General features: G+C 62.3%; 15 protein-coding genes. 10 read left to right on the top strand and 5 right to left on the bottom strand.

From position 1 onward, the window contains the following. Positions 1–532: 532 nt before the first annotated feature. The 3 genes from imuA to G3N95_RS17400 are packed head-to-tail and all read left to right on the top strand — an operon-like array spanning position 533 to position 5,795. The gene (imuA, locus tag G3N95_RS17410; protein ID WP_205971323.1) at positions 533–1,240 is read left to right on the top strand and encodes a translesion DNA synthesis-associated protein ImuA; all 708 of its coding nucleotides are present in this window, start codon (positions 533–535) and stop codon (positions 1,238–1,240) included. After that, complete coding sequence (locus G3N95_RS17405) at positions 1,170–2,639, top strand: DNA polymerase Y family protein (RefSeq protein ID WP_205971322.1); 1,470 nt, start codon at positions 1,170–1,172, stop codon at positions 2,637–2,639. Before imuA ends, G3N95_RS17405 begins: the two co-directional genes overlap by 71 nt. 6 nt (positions 2,640–2,645) lie before the next feature. Next, positions 2,646–5,795, top strand: coding sequence for an error-prone DNA polymerase (locus G3N95_RS17400; RefSeq protein WP_205971321.1), 3,150 nt, complete (start codon positions 2,646–2,648; stop codon positions 5,793–5,795). Between the two features lie 3 nt (positions 5,796–5,798). Here the strand turns inward: G3N95_RS17400 and G3N95_RS17395 are convergent, their stop codons facing one another. After that, complete coding sequence (locus tag G3N95_RS17395) at positions 5,799–6,719, bottom strand: SDR family oxidoreductase (RefSeq protein ID WP_205971320.1); 921 nt, start codon at positions 6,717–6,719, stop codon at positions 5,799–5,801. Between the two features lie 15 nt (positions 6,720–6,734). Then, on the bottom strand, positions 6,735–6,944 hold the full coding sequence (locus G3N95_RS17390) for a heavy-metal-associated domain-containing protein (RefSeq protein ID WP_205971319.1): 210 nt from the start codon (positions 6,942–6,944) through the stop codon (positions 6,735–6,737). 133 nt (positions 6,945–7,077) lie between these two features. Here G3N95_RS17390 and cueR point away from each other — a divergent pair, with 133 nt between their 5' ends. From cueR to G3N95_RS17370, 4 genes are all read left to right on the top strand, one after another. Further along, positions 7,078–7,503: a Cu(I)-responsive transcriptional regulator gene (cueR, locus tag G3N95_RS17385; protein ID WP_205971331.1), complete on the top strand. Its 426-nt coding sequence runs from the start codon at positions 7,078–7,080 to the stop codon at positions 7,501–7,503. 282 nt (positions 7,504–7,785) lie between these two features. Next, positions 7,786–7,932, top strand: a complete 147-nt coding sequence (locus G3N95_RS17380; protein WP_201660023.1) for a DUF3563 family protein — start codon at positions 7,786–7,788, stop codon at positions 7,930–7,932. A gap of 203 nt (positions 7,933–8,135) precedes the next feature. Beyond that, positions 8,136–8,483 (top strand): hypothetical protein, encoded by a 348-nt coding sequence (locus G3N95_RS17375; protein ID WP_205971318.1) that lies wholly within the window; start codon positions 8,136–8,138, stop codon positions 8,481–8,483. A 175-nt stretch (positions 8,484–8,658) separates the two neighbouring features. Then, complete coding sequence (locus tag G3N95_RS17370) at positions 8,659–9,693, top strand: ABC transporter substrate-binding protein (protein WP_205971317.1); 1,035 nt, start codon at positions 8,659–8,661, stop codon at positions 9,691–9,693. A 10-nt stretch (positions 9,694–9,703) separates the two neighbouring features. Here G3N95_RS17370 and rlmJ read toward each other — a convergent pair whose 3' ends face one another. Together rlmJ and G3N95_RS17360 are read right to left on the bottom strand one after the other, a co-directional pair. Continuing rightward, positions 9,704–10,549, bottom strand: a complete 846-nt coding sequence (rlmJ, locus tag G3N95_RS17365; RefSeq protein WP_205971316.1) for a 23S rRNA (adenine(2030)-N(6))-methyltransferase RlmJ — start codon at positions 10,547–10,549, stop codon at positions 9,704–9,706. Positions 10,550–10,763: 214 nt separating this feature from the next. Further along, positions 10,764–11,735 (bottom strand): aldo/keto reductase, encoded by a 972-nt coding sequence (locus tag G3N95_RS17360; RefSeq protein ID WP_205971315.1) that lies wholly within the window; start codon positions 11,733–11,735, stop codon positions 10,764–10,766. 215 nt (positions 11,736–11,950) lie between these two features. Here G3N95_RS17360 and G3N95_RS17355 point away from each other — a divergent pair, with 215 nt between their 5' ends. Both G3N95_RS17355 and G3N95_RS17350 read left to right on the top strand, forming a co-directional pair. Beyond that, a complete protein-coding gene (locus tag G3N95_RS17355; protein ID WP_205971314.1) occupies positions 11,951–12,748 on the top strand; it encodes a 3-hydroxybutyrate dehydrogenase in 798 nt (265 codons plus the stop codon). Between the two features lie 25 nt (positions 12,749–12,773). After that, positions 12,774–14,024 carry a patatin-like phospholipase family protein gene (locus tag G3N95_RS17350; RefSeq protein WP_205971330.1) on the top strand — a complete coding sequence of 417 codons (1,251 nt, stop codon included), beginning with the start codon at positions 12,774–12,776 and terminating at the stop codon, positions 14,022–14,024. A 92-nt stretch (positions 14,025–14,116) separates the two neighbouring features. On the opposite strand, the gene G3N95_RS17345 is transcribed toward G3N95_RS17350, so the two are convergent. Next, the gene (locus G3N95_RS17345; RefSeq protein ID WP_205971313.1) at positions 14,117–15,316 is read right to left on the bottom strand and encodes an amino acid aminotransferase; all 1,200 of its coding nucleotides are present in this window, start codon (positions 15,314–15,316) and stop codon (positions 14,117–14,119) included. Between the two features lie 380 nt (positions 15,317–15,696). Here G3N95_RS17345 and uvrB point away from each other — a divergent pair, with 380 nt between their 5' ends. Continuing rightward, positions 15,697–17,790, top strand: a complete 2,094-nt coding sequence (gene uvrB, locus G3N95_RS17340) for an excinuclease ABC subunit UvrB (protein ID WP_205971312.1) — start codon at positions 15,697–15,699, stop codon at positions 17,788–17,790. Positions 17,791–17,881: the final 91 nt, after the last annotated feature.

Here is a 17,881-nt window from a genome sequence, read left to right as displayed (position 1 = left end):
ATCCCGAACAGGACCGTGAAACGACTCCACGCCGATGATAGTGCGGATTGCCCGTGTGAAAGTAGGTAATCGTCAGGCTCCTTACCCAGTCCAAGACCCCGCCCTCAAAAGCGGGGTCTTGGCGTTTGTGGGCGTGAAGTTTATCCGACGCCGATCGTGACGTTCCGAACAAGACGTCTCTATCGCGCCCAAAAATGCTCGTTTGGCGATACGGAAGCTCGATTCGTCCTACCTCATATTCGCCACGTCTAAGCGCTCCGTCAGCGCGGCTTGCGCTTGTACGCCAGTCATCAATCTTCCTCCATTTGAGCGACCACTGCTTTAGCAGCACTGATGCTAAGGGCCGCTCTCGGCCCAGCAATCGACTGCGCGTCTGATCGCCCCACCTGCTAACCAGACTGTCCAACTGAGGCCGAAACATCACCGCGCCCTAAATTACACCCAAGCACCTGCTTGTCCCAAAAAGGGCGCCATTCCCTTCACCATTTCCGTGTAGGATACTGTATAAATATACAGGTATTTTCCTACGCTGATGTCAGCCGACGCTACCCGTGCCGAAGAGATTCACCCATCGCTATGGCGAGCTTCGCAGCTCGCACGCGGAGGGCGGCGCACCCTCGACACCGGCTATCCGGCGCTATCTACAGAGTTGCCCGGTGGCGGCTGGCCGATTGGCGCGCTGGTCGATTTGCTGGTTCAAACGCCCGGCGTCGGCGAAATGCGGCTGTTGCGGCCAGCGCTGAGTTCACTGGGCGACCGTCCCCTCGCACTGGTGCAGCCGCCGCACATCCCGGACGGATTGGGTCTCGATTACATCGGGCTTTCGCTCGATCAACTGCTGCAAGTCAAAGCTCCCAAAAGTGCCGACGCTTTCTGGTCTGCCGAACAGATCCTGCGCGCCGGCACCTGCGGCGCGTTGATCTTGTGGGCGCAGCACGCGCAAGCATCATCGCTGCGTCGTTTGCATCTGGCCGCGCAGTCGTCTGAGACGCTCTTCATCATGGTCCGGCCGCTCGCATCGGCTCAGGATTCCTCGCCAGCTTTATTAAGACTGGCGTTACGACCTTCGGCCGACGGCCTGATGGTCGACATCGTGAAACGACGAGGCCCAACACGCGCAGAGCCTCTGTCGATTCCTCTACAACCCACACCCGTTCTGTTTTCCCGTCATGCGCGTCTTTCTCGCCGTCCACTTGCCGAAGTTGCCGCTCGAAGTCTTCCGACCGAGGTGGTCGCCTGAGCACGGACACGGTTGCGCCGTATTGGAGAAAGACAAGGTCGCGATTGCCGACGGCGCGGCGCGGGCAGCAGGCGTTCGGCTCGGGATGAAGCGAGGTGGGGTGTTGACGCTGTCGCCGGAAACGGCGATGTACGAGCGTGACATCGCGCGCGAGAACGCCACGCAACGCGAAGTCGGCATCGCGCTGATGAAATTTTCGCCTGATGTCGCGCTGCTCGATGAAGCTACGGTGCTCGTCGAAGTCGGCGGGAGCTTGCGGCTTTTCGGTGGATTGCTGTCGCTGTGCCGTCAGGCGAAGGCGGTTCTCGACGCGCTCGGTCTGACGGCGCGCATCAGCGCAGCGCCGACCGGGCAGGGCGCGTGGTTGCTGGCGAAGCACGGCAATCGTCGCGTGTTGCAACTCGCGTCGCTCGAACGCGTGCTCGATCCGTTGTCGATGCTTGCCGTACCGGAGATCCGTCCATTTGTCGACTGGTTCGGCGGACTTGGGTGTGAATCGATTGCCGATGTACGCCGTTTGCCGCGCGCCGGTCTGCAGCGGCGTTGCGGCGAGCATTTGCTGGATTCGCTCGATCGCGCGTTCGGCACCGCGCCGGAACTGTTCGACTGGCTGGAGTTGCCGCCCACGTTCAGCGCACGTCTGGAACTGCCCGATCGTCTGGAGCACGCGGACGGCGCCGTGTTTGCCGCGCACCGGCTGATCGTGCAGCTGTGCGGCTGGTTGTGCGCGAAGCAGTTGGCCGTGACGGCGATCACCCTGTCGTTCGAGCACGAGCGCGGCCGCGAAGCCATTGCGCCGACGTCGCTCGACATCGCGCTGGGCGAGGCCGCGTGGCGCGAAGATCATCTGCTGCGTCTCGTGAAGGAGCGGTTGCACCGCCTCACGCTGGCGGCGCCCGCCATCGCGTTGCGACTCGACGCGTCGAAAGTCGACGCGGCCGAACCCGCTACCGATCAGCTTTTCCCACAACCGGGCGGGTCTCCGGCGGATCATGCGCGGCTGATCGAATTGCTGATTGCACGCAACGGCGAGGAGAACGTGCTGCGTCCCGCGCCGACGGCCGACTACCGGCCTGAAATCGCGAACCGCTGGGTGCCCATGGGCCACGCGGAAAAGAAAATCCATCTGCCGAAAGGCTTGCCGCGCCCGACGTGGATGCTAGCAACGTCCGTGCGTCTGCTTATGCGCGAGCATCGGCCGTTTTATGGTTCGCCGCTGAAGATCGCGTCGCCGGGCGAGCGGATCGAAGCGGGCTGGTTCGATGGCGTGCTCGTCACGCGCGATTACTTCGTCATGCAGGGCGAAGATCGCAGCTGCTACTGGGTTTATCGCGAGCGCGTCAGCAGTCGCGATGCCGAAGAGGAACCGCGCTGGTTCCTGCACGGCCTGTTCGGATGACGCGCGATGGATACGACGTTCAATGTCTTGCCGGCATACGCCGAGCTGTTCTGCCTGTCGAACTTCACGTTCCTGCATGGCGCATCGCACGCGGAGGAACTGGCCGGGCGCGCGTCCCAGCTTGGCTATTCCGGGCTGGCCATCACCGATGAATGTTCGCTCGCGGGCGTCGTGCGCGCGCACGTGGCAGCGAAGGAAAAGGGTTTGCCGCTCGTCATCGGTTCGTATTTCCGGTTACGTAATGCCGATGGCACGCCCGCGTTCGGTCTGATCCTGCTCGCGCAGAATCGCGAGGGCTACGGCAATCTGTCGGAGCTGATTACACTTGCACGCACGCGTGCGCCGAAGGGCGAATATCGGCTGACGCCGCACGATCTGTCGCGGCCCGATCGCGAGAACGCGCATCTGCGCAGCATGCCCGATTGCCTCGCGATCCTCGTGCCTGATTTTCCCGCCAATGAAGAGGTGCTCGACGCGCAGATCGAATGGCTCGACGAAACCTTTCCGGGCCGCGCGTGGGTCGGGCTCGTGCTGCATCAGCGCGCGATGGACGACATCCATCGCGGGTCGGTCGAATACGTCGCGAACAAGCAGAACGTGCCCGTCGTCGCATTGGGTCATGTCGTGATGCATGTGCGTTCTCGCAAGCCTCTGCAGGACACGATGACTGCGATCCGCGTCGGCAGGCCGGTGCACGAATGCGGCTACGAACTCGCGCCGAATGCCGAGCAGCATCTGCGCTCGCGTTTGCGTATTGCGAATCTGTATCCGGATCACACCGTGCGCGAGACGATCAGCGTGCTGTCGCGCTGCGCGTTTTCGCTCGATCAGCTTCGCTATGAATATCCTGACGAACTCGTGCCTGCGGGCTACACGCCGACGCAATATCTGCGGCAGGAAACGTACATCGGCGCGCAGCACCGTTTTCCTTCGGGCATTCCGTTCAACGTGCAGGAACAGATCGAGCACGAACTCGCGCTGATCGCAGATCTCGGCTACGAACCGTACTTTCTGACCGTCTACGACATTGTGCGTTATGCGCGCAGCCAGCACATCCTGTGTCAGGGACGCGGGTCGGCGGCCAATTCGGCCGTGTGTTACTGCCTTGGTGTGACCGAGGTCGATCCCGCACGCGGCAACATGCTGTTCGAGCGGTTCATTTCAAAGGAGCGGGGCGAGCCGCCGGACATCGACGTCGACTTCGAGCATCAGCGTCGCGAAGAAGTGATCCAGTACATCTACCGCAAGTACGGGCGCGACCGTGCGGCAATCGCTGCGGCTGTGTCGACGTACCGTCCGCGCGGCGCATTGCGCGAAACGGGCAAGGCGCTCGGCGTCGATCCGCAGATCGTCGACACCGTCGCGAAGTCGCATCACTGGTTCGACACGAGCCATGATCTGCTCAAGCGCTTCGAAGAGTCGGGCCTCGATCCGGAAAAGCCGCTGATTCAGGCATGGGCGCGTCTCGCGTCGCAGTTGCTCAATTTTCCGCGCCATCTGTCCCAGCATTCGGGCGGCTTCGTGATCAGTCGCGGCAAGCTCACACGGCTCGTGCCCGTCGAGAATGCGGCGATGGCAGATCGCTCTGTGATCGAGTGGGACAAGGACGATCTGGAGTCGCTCGGTCTGCTGAAGGTCGACGTGCTCGCGCTCGGCATGTTGTCGGCGATCCGGCGCACATTGGATCTCGTTGCCGAACAGCGCGGCGAGCGCTTCGAGATGCAGGACATTCCACCCGAAGACAAGGCGACCTACGACATGATCTCGAATGCCGATACGATCGGCGTGTTCCAGATCGAGTCGCGCGCGCAGATGAGCATGCTGCCGCGTCTGCGTCCGCAGAAGTTCTACGACCTCGTGATCGAAGTCGCGATCGTGCGGCCGGGGCCGATTCAGGGCGGGGCGGTGCATCCGTATCTGCGGCGGCGGCAGGGACTCGAACCTGTTCGCTATCCGAGCGAGCAACTGAAAGTCGCGCTCGAGCGCACGCTAGGCGTGCCGATTTTTCAGGAGCAGGTGATGCAGGTCGCGATTCTCGCAGCAGGCTTCACGCCTGGCGAGGCCGACCAGTTGCGTCGCGCGATGGCCGCATGGAAGCGCAAGGGCGGGCTCGAAAAATACTACGATCGCATCGTCAACGGCATGCGCGAGCGTGGTTATGAGCAGAGTTTTGCCGAAGCCATTTTCGAGCAGATCAAGGGCTTCGGCGAATACGGTTTTCCGGAGAGCCACGCGGCGAGTTTCGCGCTGCTGGTCTATGCGAGCAGTTGGCTCAAATGCCACGAGCCCGAGGCGTTTCTCGCCGCGATGCTCAACAGCCAGCCGATGGGTTTCTATTCACCGTCGCAACTCGTGCAGGACGCGCGGCGGCATGGTGTACGGGTTTTGCCCGTCGATGTGATGGTGAGTGGCTGGGACTCGTCGCTCGAAACGATGAGCGGCCAGCAGCGTCCCGCCGTGCGCCTCGGCCTGTCGCTGTTGCGCGGCATGAAGGACGGCGCGGCCGAGCGTATCGAGAACGCGCGCGCCGTGCGGCCCTTCAGGAGCGTGCACGATCTCGCGCGCCGCGCGCAGCTCAACCGTCACGATCTGCATGTGCTCGCCGACGCGAACGCGTTGACTTCACTGGCGGGCAATCGGCGCGAAGCGTTGTGGCATTCGGTGGCCGCCGTGCCCGACAAGGACATGCTGTCCGTCGCCGCCGTTCAGGACGACACGCCCGAACTGGGCGCACCGTCGGAAGCGCAGGACATCGTCGCGGATTACCGCTCGGTGGGATTGACGCTCGGCCGTCATCCGCTGGAACTGTTGCGGCCCGTGTTGCTGGAACAGCGTCTGCTGCCCGCTTCGACGTTGCGCGACTACCGCAATGGCAGGCTCGCGCGCGGTTGCGGCATCGTCACGGTGCGGCAGCGGCCGGGTACGGCGAAGGGCGTGCTGTTCGTGACGATCGAAGATGAAACGGGCAACGTCAATGTGATCATCTGGCCGAGTCTGCTGGAGAAGCAGAGAAGGGAAGCGCTCGGCGCGTCGCTACTCGCCGTGTACGGCACGTGGCAATGCGAGGGCGAAGTGCGGCATCTGGTGGCGCAACGGCTCGTCGACATGTCGCATCTGCTGGGCGGCCTGCAATCGACGAGCCGCGACTTCCACTGATATCTAGCCGCGCCACGGAAACAGCGCAAAAACCTCACGGATCGCCGTATCGAAGGGCGTGCGACGGCCGATGCCGAGCGCCTCGAGCCGCGCCGAATCGAGATGGCAGTTGTGCGGACGCGGCGTGGCGTCCATCGGCGTATGCTGCGGCGTCAGTTGTGCGTCCATCTGCAATGCGCTCGAGAGACGTTGGGCGATGTCGTACTTTGTCATCGGCTCGTCGCCGGACCACTGCACCGTGCCGCACACCGCTTCGCCGCGCGCGTGCCGCTCCAGCAATTGACGCACGACGACGGCAACGTCGGGCGTATACGTCGGGTAGCGGATCGCCCACGCATCCATCACGGCGGGTTTCGCTCCCGATGACGCGTTCGCCGAAGCCGACGCGGCGATCGCGGGCACGAGACTCGTCACGGCCGACTCCCGCCAGTCGACGATCGGCCCGAACAGCAGCGGCAGACGCAGCACGCAGCCCAGATCCGTTGCTTCAGCGAGCGCCCGTTCGCCCTCCAGCTTGCTGCGGCCATAGGCATTGATCGGCGACGGCGTCGCGTCGTAGCGATAGGGCGGCGTCGTGCCGTCGAACACGTAGTCGGTGGAAATGGACAGCACCCACGCGCTGTGCCGGCGTGCAGCCGACGCGATCGCGCGCACGGCGTCCACGTTCAGCGCACGAGCGAGCGCTGGATCGTTTTCGCACACGTCGGGACGCCGTTCGGCGGCCGCGATGACGATCGCGTTCGGCTGTTCGCGCTCGACGAACTGCTCGACCGCGTCGGCATCGCGAATATCGAGCGGCACGCTTTCCGGCGTCCGGCGGCTGAACGTCGTTTGCACGAGCTGCCAGTCACGCTGCTGCGCGAGTTCGCCGACGATCGCGCGACCCAGCAGACCCGACGCGCCGATAACGGCAACCTTGAACATGCGCGCGTTCTCCATTCAGTTCCCGTCGACGCCGACGACCGTGTAGCCGGCTTCGTCGATGGCGGCCTTGAGCGTGTCGACGGACGCGCCCGACTCAACAGCGACCTTACCCGCGGGCAGATCGACCTGAACGTGTGCGCCCGCGTCCTGTTCCTGGATGGCGCGCGTGACGGCCGCGACGCAATGCTGGCAGCTCATGCCTTCTACCTTGAATTCGATGCTCATGCTTTTCCTCTGGCTGATAAATCCTGCAACGGTTGAATTATGCCTGTCGACGGGCCATATCATGATTGACCTTCCCACGGTGGGAAGGTCAAGAATCATCAACATATCGTGCAGACAAAGTGGGGAACGAGTGATGAATATCGGTGAAGCGGCCCGCGCGTCGGGCGTGACGGCGAAGATGATCCGCTACTACGAGAGCGTGGGATTGCTCGCCGCAAAAGAGCGCACGACGGCGGGATATCGCGTTTACGGCACGCAGGAGGTTCATTCGCTGCGCTTTATCCGGCAGGCGCGGCGGCTGGGGTTTCTGGTCGAGGATATCCGCAGGCTGCTCGCGCTGTGGAACGACCGGTCGCGCGCGAGTGCAGAGGTGAAGTCGATCGCGCTGGAGCACGTGGCCGACCTGAACCGCCGGATCGCCGAATTGACCGAGATGCGCGACACGCTGACGCATCTCGCCGAGCATTGTCACGGCGACGACCGCCCGGATTGCCCGATCATCGAAAGCCTCGCGGCTGCCGATTCGGCGATCGCCGCGCCGGATTGTCACAGCAATTGAAAAACAGTGCCGCAACGTTGAGATCAATCGAGCTTTGTGCACGAATTAGGTGCAAAAACGAGACCAAAACTGGCCGATTTTCGATGTATCTCGAAAAAACTGACCAAAAATCAATAGTTTGATCGGGAAATAACTTTGCACCATTCCAAAACGGAATGCACGGTATTCGTGCAATTCACTGGCAAGGTTGCGCCGGAACGCTATAATTCGGGTTAACCCTTTTACGGGAAATCCCTGATGCCCAACTCACCGGGGATTCTTAACTGATCCTTGGAGTACATCATGTTTGCGTTTTTGATCGAAAAGCTGAGCAACTGGTTTGAAACTGCTGAACGTAGCCGCCGTGAGGCCTACCTGGCAGCGTCGTCGGACATCGTCCAACTCGAGCAGCGTATCCGCTCGCTCGAAACTAACGGCTACTCGCTGTAAGTCTCACGCCCCGGCTTGCGCGGCAGTCTATTTGCCGCAAACTCGGAGTCGTGACGTCAAGCCCCGCCATGCGGGGCTTTGTCACATCTGGAGCCGGCAAATTGCGCTACGTTGCCCGACAGCGACTAGCTCAAATGCCTATGCCGCGGTAAGGTAGGATGTTTTCGCGATAACCGGCATTCCTACAATCATCCGGGGCGCCCATGTTTTCAGATCACCCGTTTCATCTGCTGCGGTCCGCAGCGGTCGTCGTGCTGCTGGGGGCGGCATCGACGGCATTTGCAGGCTCGTCGACGAACCGCCAGCCGCTCATTCTCGATACACAGGGCGGCATCAGCGACGGCCAGGGCGGCACCGTGCTGCAGACGGCGCCGCTGTCGCACAGCCGCATCGTCGAGGCCCAGCCCATTGCGGCGCCCGAAGAGCTCACACCGAACGGCGCACCGCCTTATATCGTCGCGCCGTATATCCAGGTGCCGGGCGCGACACAGACTCCATATCCCACTCCGACGCCACCGCTGCGCCCACGGCCCGTGCCGCACTCGCAATAGTCCGGCCGCGCGAACCTGAAGCGGCAAGCGCTCGCATCATTCGGGTTTCGGCGCATGGCGTGCGCCACTTCATCGGACGACAATCGTTGCGCGATCATCGCTCGCGGACGCGCATTTCCTGCTCGTCGGCGCAGCGAGACGAACAATTCGAACAGAACAGAACAGGAGAGGACAAATGCGCAACCTGGGATTTCGCCATGTAGCGAGTGTGTGCGCGGCGTTGCTGGTGCTCGTGGCTCACTCGGCCATCGCGAAGGACACGCCCGAGAAGCCGGCGCTCACGATGGCCGTCGGCGGCTTGCCCGGTCTCTATTACCTCCCTGTGCTGACCGCGTCCCAACTGGGTTTCTTCAAGGACGAAGGACTGGACGTGACGCTCGAGGATTTCGCGGGCGGATCGAAGGCGCTGGAGGCGGTGGTCGGCGGGAGTGCCGATGTCGGTGCGGGCGCCTATGAGCACACGATCTTCATGCAGGCGAAAGGCCAGCACTATCGTGCGTTCGTGCTGATGGGGCGCGCGCCGCAGATCGCCGTCGCGGTGACGAAAAGCAAAGCCGATACGCTCAAGTCGCTGGCCGATTTCAAGGGCGCGAAAGTGGGCGTGAGCGCGCCCGGTTCATCGACCGATCTCGTGCTGACCGTTGCGCTGCGCAAGGCTGGCGTGCAACGCAACGATGTTTCGGTGATCGGCGTCGGGAGCGGGGCGACCGTGATCTCCGCAGTGAGCAACGGGCAGGTCGATGCGCTGTCGAACGTCGATCCGATGATGACGAAGCTGCAGCGTTCGGGCGAGATCAAGATACTGGTCGATACGCGCACCGTGAAGGGCACGCAGGACGTGTTCGGCGGAACGATGCCCGCGGCCACGCTCTACGCGTCGGACAGCTTCATCCAGAAGAATCCGAAGACGACCCAGGCACTGGCGAACGCGATCGTGCGCGCCGACCGCTGGCTTCAGACGGCAAGCGATGCCGACATCGCGAAGATGGTGCCCCCCGCTTATCTGCTCAACGACAAGGCGCTGTACATCGACGCCTTCCACAATGTTCGCGAAGCCTATTCGCCCGATGGGCTGATGCCTGCCGATGGGCCACCTACGGCGTTACGCGCGCTCGCTTCATTCGATACGCGGCTCGACGCGTCGAAGATCGATCTGAAAGCGACCTACACGAACGACTTCGCGCGCAAAGCGGCCGAGCAGGTCAAGTAAGCCGCGCGACTCAGTCGCCGCGATGTTCGATCTTGAACTGCGCGGCCTTGTCCTCGCCGAGTGTCTCGACGAGCCACGGCAGCGTTTCCTTCAACATTTTCGGCAGCGTGTAGGGCGGATTCAGAATGAACATGCCGCTGCCGAAGAGCCCAAAGCCATCGCTAGGCGGGCTGCTGACCGTCAACGAAACGTGCAGCCAGTTCCTTTCTTGCAGCCGCTTCAACTGCTCGGGAAAGCGCTGAGATTCCGGTCGCGCGACCTGCGGATACCAGACGGCATACGTCCCCGTCGCAAAACGCTTCAGACATTCTTCGACGCAAGTCAGCGTGCGTGAGTAATCGCGCTTGTCTTCATAGGATGGATCGACGAGCACGAGCGCGCGGCGCGGCGCGGGCGGCAACAGCGCCTTGATGCCGTCGAAGCCATCGCCTGCGAATAACATCGCGCGCCGTCCTGCGTCGCGGAAGTTATGACGCAGCACGTCGATCTCGGTGCTGTGCAATTCGAACAGGCGCATACGATCCTGCTCGCGCATCAAACGCCACGCGAGATAGGGCGAGCCGGGGTAGTAGCGCAACTCTCCATCGGGATTGAGCGCCGACACTTCGTCGACGTACTCGGCCAGCATCGGCGGCAAGTCCTTGCGCTCCCACAGTCTCGCGATACCTGTTTCGAACTCCGCGGTCTTGGTCGCGTAGCCTTCCTTGAGCGAGTAGACGCCGGCACCCGCGTGCGTGTCGATGTACCAGTACGCCTTGTCCTTTTGTCCAAGGTAGCGCAGCAACTGCACGACGACAGCATGTTTCAGGACGTCGGCGTGATTGCCTGCGTGAAAAGCGTGGCGGTAACTGAGCATGGCGATGATTGCGCTGTGAAGATGCGGGTTATGCGGGTGTCATGCGATGCGAATGCCGATGTATCACATGGCGCGATGTGCGTCGTGTCAGCTTCGGCATCCGCGTGCAGCCGCACGGTCAGACGTTGGGGCTGCGTATTGTACGCGAGCCGCCAACCCTGTCTGCCGTGCGGGCCGGGCGCGTCAGTGGCGGCCCACCCGGCACATCGGCCACTTACTGATAAACGTCGCCGACGATCGCTTCGATCTTCTCCTTGATCTCCGGCGTGATCTGCTCGGCCACGTCCTTCGCCTTCATGTTTTCCGCGATCTGCTCGACACGCGACGCGCCCGTGATGATCGTGCTGACGTTCGGATTGGTCAGGATCCACGCGAGCGCCAGTTGCCCGACGGTGCAGCCGAGTTCGTCCGCGAGATTTCCCAACTGGCCGACCACGTTGTTCTTGCCCGAGTCGGTCAGTTCTTTGCGCAGCCAGTCGTAGCCTTGCAGTTCCGCGCGGCTGCCGGTGGGCACGCCGTTGCGATACTTGCCCGTCAGCAGACCGGAAGCGAGGGGACTCCACGTGGTCAGGCCCAGGCCGATGTCTTCATAGAGCCGCCGGTATTCCTGTTCGACGCGCTTGCGATGGAACAGGTTGTATTGCGGCTGCTCCATCACCGGCTTGTGCAGATGATGACGCTCGGCAATCTCGTAGGCCGCGCGAATTTCATCGGCGCTCCATTCGGACGTGCCCCAGTAGAGCGCCTTGCCGCGCGTGATCATGTCGCTCATCGCCCACACCGTTTCTTCGATCGGCGTGTACGGATCAGGACGATGACAGAACACGAGATCGACATAATCGAGCTGCAGACGCTTGAGCGAGTGGTCGATCGCGTTCATCAGATACTTGCGGTTCAGCGTGTGATACTGGTTGGGTGCCTCATTGAGGCCCCAGAAGAATTTCGTCGAGACGATGTAGCTCACGCGCGGCCAGTTCAGTTCCTTCAGCGCTTCGCCCATGATCTGCTCGGACTTGCCGCCCGCGTAGACCTCGGCGTTGTCGAAGAAATTCACGCCCGCGTCGCGCGCGGCCGCCAGCGATTCCCGTGCGGCGCTCCGATCCACCTGATTGCCGTAAGTCACCCATGAGCCGATGGACAGCTCGCTGACTTGCAGGCCGGAACGGCCGAGACGTCGGTAGTTCATCCAGTTCTCCTTTTGTGAGTGTCGTAGCCGGAACCCCACACATTAATCCGAATCGGCAAGACGTGCCTTTGGGTGTGTAGTTCGCGTCGGTTCATGCACAATAGCGGAGTCGGCCGCAGTGCAGCAATCGACCGAACGGCATATGCCATTCAGCCAGCTTTACGATGCCTGCGCGCCATGTTGTCATTGCTCAATCAACTGCATGGAGGTTCTGGATGTCGTCATCGAATGAGAGTCTGAAAGGCAAGGTCGCCGTCGTCACGGGCGCAGCGAGCGGCATCGGCAAGCAGATCGCGTTGACGCTGTCGGCAGCGGGCGCGGCCGTCGCGATCGCGGACCTGAACCAGGACGGCGCGAACGCCGTCGCTGACGAGATCAACAAGGCGGGCGGCAAGGCGCTCGGCGTTGCAATGGACGTCACGAACGAAGACGCCGTCAACCAAGGCATCGACAAAGTGGCCGCCGAACTCGGTTCGGTGGATATCCTGATTTCAAACGCCGGCATCCAGATCGTTAATCCGATCGAAAACTATTCGTTCTCGGACTGGAAGAAGATGCAGGCCATCCACGTCGACGGCGCGTTCCTCACCACGAAGGCGGCCCTCAAGCACATGTACAAGGACGATCGCGGCGGCATCGTGATCTACATGGGATCGGTGCACTCGCACGAAGCATCGCCGCTGAAGTCGGCCTACGTGACGGCCAAGCACGCGCTGCTCGGCCTGTCGCGCGTGCTCGCGAAGGAAGGCGCGAAACATAATGTGCGCTCGCATGTCGTATGTCCGGGTTTCGTACGCACGCCGCTCGTCGACAAGCAGATTCCCGAGCAGGCAAAGGAACTGGGCATCACTGAGGAAGAAGTGGTCCGTCGCGTGATGCTGGGCGGCACGGTCGACGGCATCTTCACTACCGTCGAAGATGTCGCGCAAACGGTGCTGTTCCTGTCGTCGTTCCCGACGGCTGCGCTCACGGGCCAGTCGTTCATCGTCAGCCACGGCTGGTACATGCAATAACCGATGTAAAAACGAGGAGGTGATGATGGCGCAACGCGATTCACAACGTAGCGTGAAGCGGGCACGCGCCGGCGACGCCGGTGCGGGAGCAAGCGAGCAGGCGGGCGCGGCATCCGGCGTTCGCGCCAGTCATCACGGGGCGCTGCCTCAGTACGAGACCATCGCGCTGATGCTGCAAGGCGGCGGCGCGCTCGGCGCGTATCAAGCGGGCGTCTATCAGGGGCTCGACGAAGCCGGCATCCTGCCGAACTGGCTGGCGGGCATTTCGATCGGCGCGCTGAACACGGCGGTCATTGCGGGCAATGCGCCCGAAGATCGCGTCCGGAAGCTGCGCGAGTTCTGGGAAACCATTTGCCAGCCCGCCTTCGGTCCGCCCGTGCCGCCTTCCATCGAGCAGGCGCTCTTCAATTCGAACGACACGGTGCGCAAGGCGTTCACCGCGATGCAGGCGGTGGGCGCACTCGTCGACGGGCAAAAGGGCTTTTTCACGCCGCGTTTTCCTCCGCCGCTGCCCGCCGTGTCCGTTCCGCCGCAACTCGCGAGCTATTACGACACCACGCCGCTCAAGGCGACGCTCGAACGGCTATGCGACTTCAAGCGGATCAATTCGAAGGAAATGCATGTGTCGGTGGGCGCCGTGAATGTCCACACGGGCAACTTCGCCTATTTCGACAACACGCACACCGCGTTGAGGCCCGAGCACTTCATGGCGTCGGGCGCATTGCCGCCGGGATTCGGCGCTGTCGAGATCGACGGCGAGTATTACTGGGACGGCGGGCTGATGTCGAATACGCCGCTCTATGAGGTCGCGCAAGCCAGTCCGCGGCGCGATACGCTCGCATTTCAGGTCGATTTGTGGAGCGCGTTGGGTCCGGTGCCGGACAACATCACCGACGTCCAGGGGCGTATGAAGGACATTCAGTATTCGAGCCGCACGCGCCTTGTCACTGACATGATGCAGCGCACTCAGCGCTTCCGGCATGTGCTGCGCGAAGTGCTCGAACGCGTGTCGCCCGAGCATCGCGACGATCCGTGGTCCAGGCTCGCCGAAGAACTATCGTGTTCGAAGCGCTACAACATCGTGCACCTGATCTACCGCGACAAGGAATACGAAGGGCACTACAAGGACTATCAGTTCGGTCTGTCGACGATGCAGCAGCATTGGCAAAGCGGCCTCGACGACATCCGTAACTCGCTCGCGCAGCCCGGCTGGCTCGACATGCCGGACAACGACGCGGGATTCGTCACGCACGACATTCATCGCGACCTGCGTTGACGGTTGTTCCTGCAGCACGAAAAAAGGCGCTCACAAGGAGCGCCTTTTTAGTACCAGCGGAGACGGCGACCCGCGCCGTCACGCAGGCAACATTACTTCAACACAGCGGCAACGGCGTTAGCGACGACATCCAGGTTGCGCGTGTTCAGCGCAGCCACGCAGATACGGCCCGTGCTGACGGCGTAGATGCCGAACTCTTCGCGCAGACGATCCACTTGCGGCGCCGTCAGGCCCGAGTACGAGAACATGCCGCGTTGCGCGTTGACGAAGCTGAAGTCACGGTCGATGCCCGCAGCCTTCAGACGTTCGACGAGACCGTTGCGCATGGCGCGAATGCGGTCGCGCATTTCGCCCAGTTCCGCTTCCCACGTCGCGCGCAGTTCCGGCGATGCGAGCACGGCTGCGACGACGGCGCCGCCGTGCGTGGGCGGGTTCGAGTAGTTCGTGCGGATCACGCGCTTGAGTTGCGACAGCACGCGCGCTGCTTCTTCCTTGCTGCCCGTGATGATCGACAGCGCGCCGACGCGCTCGCCATACAGCGAGAACGACTTAGAGAACGACGACGACACGAACACGTTCAGTTCCGATTGCGCGAACAGGTGCACAGCGGCTGCGTCGGCATCGATACCGTCGCCGAAGCCCTGATACGCGATGTCGAGGAACGGCACCAGTTCGCGCGCCTTCACGACTTCGACGACCTGCTTCCACTGGTCGACCGTCAGATCGACACCCGTCGGGTTGTGGCAGCACGCGTGCAGCACGACGACCGTGCCCGGCGCGTAGCTGTTGAGCGCCGACAGCATGCCTTCGAAGTTCACGCCATGCGTCGCCGCATCGTAGTACGGGTACGAGACGACTTCGAAGCCCGCGCTTTCGAACAGCGCGCGGTGGTTTTCCCAGCTCGGATCGCTGATCGCGACCTTCGATGCGGGATTGACGCGCTTCAGGAAGTCAGCGCCGATCTTCAATGCGCCCGTGCCGCCCAGCGCTTGCGCCGTGACGACGCGGCCCGCGGCGATCAGCGGCGAATCGTTGCCGAGCAGCAGCTTCTGCACCGCTGCGTCGTAGACGGCGATACCTTCGATGGGCAGATAGCCGCGCGGCAGCGCTGCTTCGATGCGTGCCTTTTCTGCTTCGCGAACCGCGCGCAGCAGAGGAATCTTGCCTTCTTCATTGGTGTACACGCCCACGCCCAGATTGACCTTGGTGGTGCGCGCATCGGCATTGAAAGCTTCGTTCAGGCCCAGAATCGGGTCGCGGGGAGCGAGTTCGACAGCGGAGAACAGAGACATGATGATTCGGCAGTAGTAAAAAGAGGGACGACTTCGGATGCTTCTAGGAACCGCATGCGCCTTGCATCGGCCGGGTTCGGAACTTGCGCCGGAACACCTTGGATCGGGCTCCGATGACGCTTATGTTCAGTGGCCGCGCTGGCGCGCAACGTGCCATTGTAACGAATCTCACCGGGGTTTTTGGTATTCGCGTGACCGGCATGCCGATTAATTTGCAATGAAAACAGCGATCTGGCGATGTTTTCGGGGCTGCCGTCGCACCGATTTCGCCGTGGCAACGGACAGGCTCTGCACGCAGCCGCGACGCCGGGCGAGCCCTCAGCCCGCCCGTTCGCAAAACGCTAGAATAGTCGTTTGCTCCCGGCCGAGGTGCCGCTTCCATGTCCGAACATCATCTGAGTGAAGTCCAAGACACTCTCGACGAATCCAAATTCGTGACGTTCGAGGGCTCTCCGTTCCGGCTCTACCAACCGTATCTGCCCGCGGGCGACCAGCCGACGGCGATCGAAACGCTCGTCGAGGGTGTCGAGGACGGTCTGTCGTTCCAGACGCTGCTCGGCGTGACGGGCTCCGGCAAGACCTACACGATGGCGAACACCATCGCCCGGCTGGGCCGCCCGGCCATCGTCTTCGCGCCGAACAAGACGCTTGCCGCGCAGCTGTACGCGGAATTTCGCGAGTTTTTTCCGCGCAATGCCGTCGAGTACTTCGTCTCGTACTACGACTATTACCAGCCGGAAGCGTATGTCCCGCAGCGTGACCTGTTCATCGAAAAGGACTCGTCGATCAACGAGCATATCGAGCAGATGCGTCTGTCGGCGACCAAGAGCCTGATGGAGCGGCGCGATGTGGTGATCGTCGCGACGGTGTCGGCGATCTACGGTATTGGGAATCCGTCGGAATATCACCAGATGATTCTGACGCTGCGCACCGGCGACAAGATGGGACAGCGCGATGTCATCGCGCGTCTGATTGCGATGCAGTACAACCGCAACGAAGCCGATTTTCAGCGCGGCTCGTTCCGCGTGCGCGGCGATACGATCGATATTTTCCCGGCCGAGCATGCGGAAATGGCCGTGCGCGTCGAGCTGTTCGACGACGAGATCGATACGCTGCAACTGTTCGATCCGCTGACAGGGCGCGTGCGTCAGAAGATTCCGCGTTTCACGGTCTATCCGTCGTCGCACTACGTGACGCCGCGTGAGACCGTGATGCGCGCCGTTGAGACGATCAAGTCCGAACTCCGAGACCGTCTGGAGTTCTTCTACAACGACGGCAAGCTCGTCGAAGCGCAGCGGCTCGAACAGCGTACGCGTTTCGATCTGGAAATGCTGCAGGAGTTGGGCTTCTGCAAGGGCATCGAGAACTATTCACGGCACTTCTCGGGCGCCGCGCCCGGCGAACCGCCGCCGACGCTCGTCGACTATCTGCCCACGGATGCCGTGATGTTCCTCGACGAATCACATGTGCTGATCGGCCAGTTGAACGGCATGTACAACGGCGACCGCGCGCGCAAGGAAAATCTCGTTGACTACGGCTTCCGCCTGCCGTCCGCGCTCGACAACCGGCCGCTCAAGTTCAACGAATTCGAGCGCAAGATGCGCCAGGTCGTGTTCGTGTCGGCGACGCCCGCCGACTACGAAAAGAAAACGGCGGGGCAGGTGGCAGAACAGGTCGTGCGTCCGACTGGCCTCGTCGATCCTGAAATCGACGTGCGGCCGGCGCGCACGCAGGTCGACGACGTGCTGGCCGAGATCAACGAGCGCGTGGCCGCCGGCGACCGCGTGCTCGTCACGGTGCTGACCAAGCGGATGGCCGAGCAGCTGACCGAGTTTCTCGCCGACCATGGCGTGAAGGTGCGCTATCTACATAGCGACATCGACACCGTCGAGCGCGTCGAAATCATCCGCGACCTGCGGCTGGGCACGTTCGACGTGCTGGTCGGGATCAACCTGCTGCGCGAAGGTCTGGATATCCCCGAGGTGTCGCTGGTCGCGATTCTCGATGCCGACAAGGAAGGCTTCCTGCGCGCCGAGCGCTCGCTGATCCAGACGATCGGTCGCGCCGCGCGTAACGTGAACGGCAAGGCCATTCTCTACGCCGACAAGATCACGGATTCGATGAAGCGCGCGATCGACGAGACCGAGCGGCGGCGCGCGAAGCAGATGGCGTTCAACGAGCAGATGGGCATCGTGCCGCGCGGCGTGGTGAAGCGGATCAAGGACATCATCGACGGCGTTTACAACGTCGACGAAGCGCGCGCCGAGTTGAAGGAGCAGCAGGTTCGTGCGAAGTTCGAAGACATGTCCGAGAAGCAGATCGCCAAGGAAATGAAGCGTCTCGAGAAGCAGATGATGGAGCACGCGAAAAATCTCGAATTCGAAAAGGCGGCTCAGATGCGCGATCAGCTTGCGCTGCTGCGCGAGCGGGTATTCGGCGCGAATGTCGGCGATCATCTGACGGACACGAACTAGGCTGCCTGCGTGAAAAAGGCGCCAGGCGCGGCGCATGGTCGCCGCGCGTCGTCCGTATCTGGGAATAGCGCTGCGATGCCATTCCGAAAAC

Origin of the sequence: Paraburkholderia sp. Tr-20389 (genome assembly GCF_017104565.1) — a bacterium.
GTDB lineage: Bacteria > Pseudomonadota > Gammaproteobacteria > Burkholderiales > Burkholderiaceae > Paraburkholderia.
Note: the sequence above shows the minus strand (reverse complement) of the source record. Positions and strands in the feature narration are given on the sequence as shown.

What these genes read in the sequence shown, in the direction of transcription:
- G3N95_RS17375 (WP_205971318.1), top strand. Translation starts at nt 8,136, where the DNA reads ATGTTTTCAGATCACCCGTTTCATCTGCTGCGGTCCGCAGCGGTCGTC.
- G3N95_RS17370 (WP_205971317.1), top strand. Translation starts at nt 8,659, where the DNA reads ATGCGCAACCTGGGATTTCGCCATGTAGCGAGTGTGTGCGCGGCGTTG.
- G3N95_RS17380 (WP_201660023.1), top strand. Translation starts at nt 7,786, where the DNA reads ATGTTTGCGTTTTTGATCGAAAAGCTGAGCAACTGGTTTGAAACTGCT.
- G3N95_RS17355 (WP_205971314.1), top strand. Translation starts at nt 11,951, where the DNA reads ATGTCGTCATCGAATGAGAGTCTGAAAGGCAAGGTCGCCGTCGTCACG.
- G3N95_RS17390 (WP_205971319.1), bottom strand. Translation starts at nt 6,944, where the DNA reads ATGAGCATCGAATTCAAGGTAGAAGGCATGAGCTGCCAGCATTGCGTC.
- uvrB (WP_205971312.1), top strand. Translation starts at nt 15,697, where the DNA reads ATGTCCGAACATCATCTGAGTGAAGTCCAAGACACTCTCGACGAATCC.
- imuA (WP_205971323.1), top strand. Translation starts at nt 533, where the DNA reads ATGTCAGCCGACGCTACCCGTGCCGAAGAGATTCACCCATCGCTATGG.
- G3N95_RS17360 (WP_205971315.1), bottom strand. Translation starts at nt 11,735, where the DNA reads ATGAACTACCGACGTCTCGGCCGTTCCGGCCTGCAAGTCAGCGAGCTG.
- G3N95_RS17345 (WP_205971313.1), bottom strand. Translation starts at nt 15,316, where the DNA reads ATGTCTCTGTTCTCCGCTGTCGAACTCGCTCCCCGCGACCCGATTCTG.
- cueR (WP_205971331.1), top strand. Translation starts at nt 7,078, where the DNA reads ATGAATATCGGTGAAGCGGCCCGCGCGTCGGGCGTGACGGCGAAGATG.
- rlmJ (WP_205971316.1), bottom strand. Translation starts at nt 10,549, where the DNA reads ATGCTCAGTTACCGCCACGCTTTTCACGCAGGCAATCACGCCGACGTC.
- G3N95_RS17395 (WP_205971320.1), bottom strand. Translation starts at nt 6,719, where the DNA reads ATGTTCAAGGTTGCCGTTATCGGCGCGTCGGGTCTGCTGGGTCGCGCG.
- G3N95_RS17350 (WP_205971330.1), top strand. Translation starts at nt 12,774, where the DNA reads ATGGCGCAACGCGATTCACAACGTAGCGTGAAGCGGGCACGCGCCGGC.
- G3N95_RS17400 (WP_205971321.1), top strand. Translation starts at nt 2,646, where the DNA reads ATGGATACGACGTTCAATGTCTTGCCGGCATACGCCGAGCTGTTCTGC.
- G3N95_RS17405 (WP_205971322.1), top strand. Translation starts at nt 1,170, where the DNA reads ATGCGCGTCTTTCTCGCCGTCCACTTGCCGAAGTTGCCGCTCGAAGTC.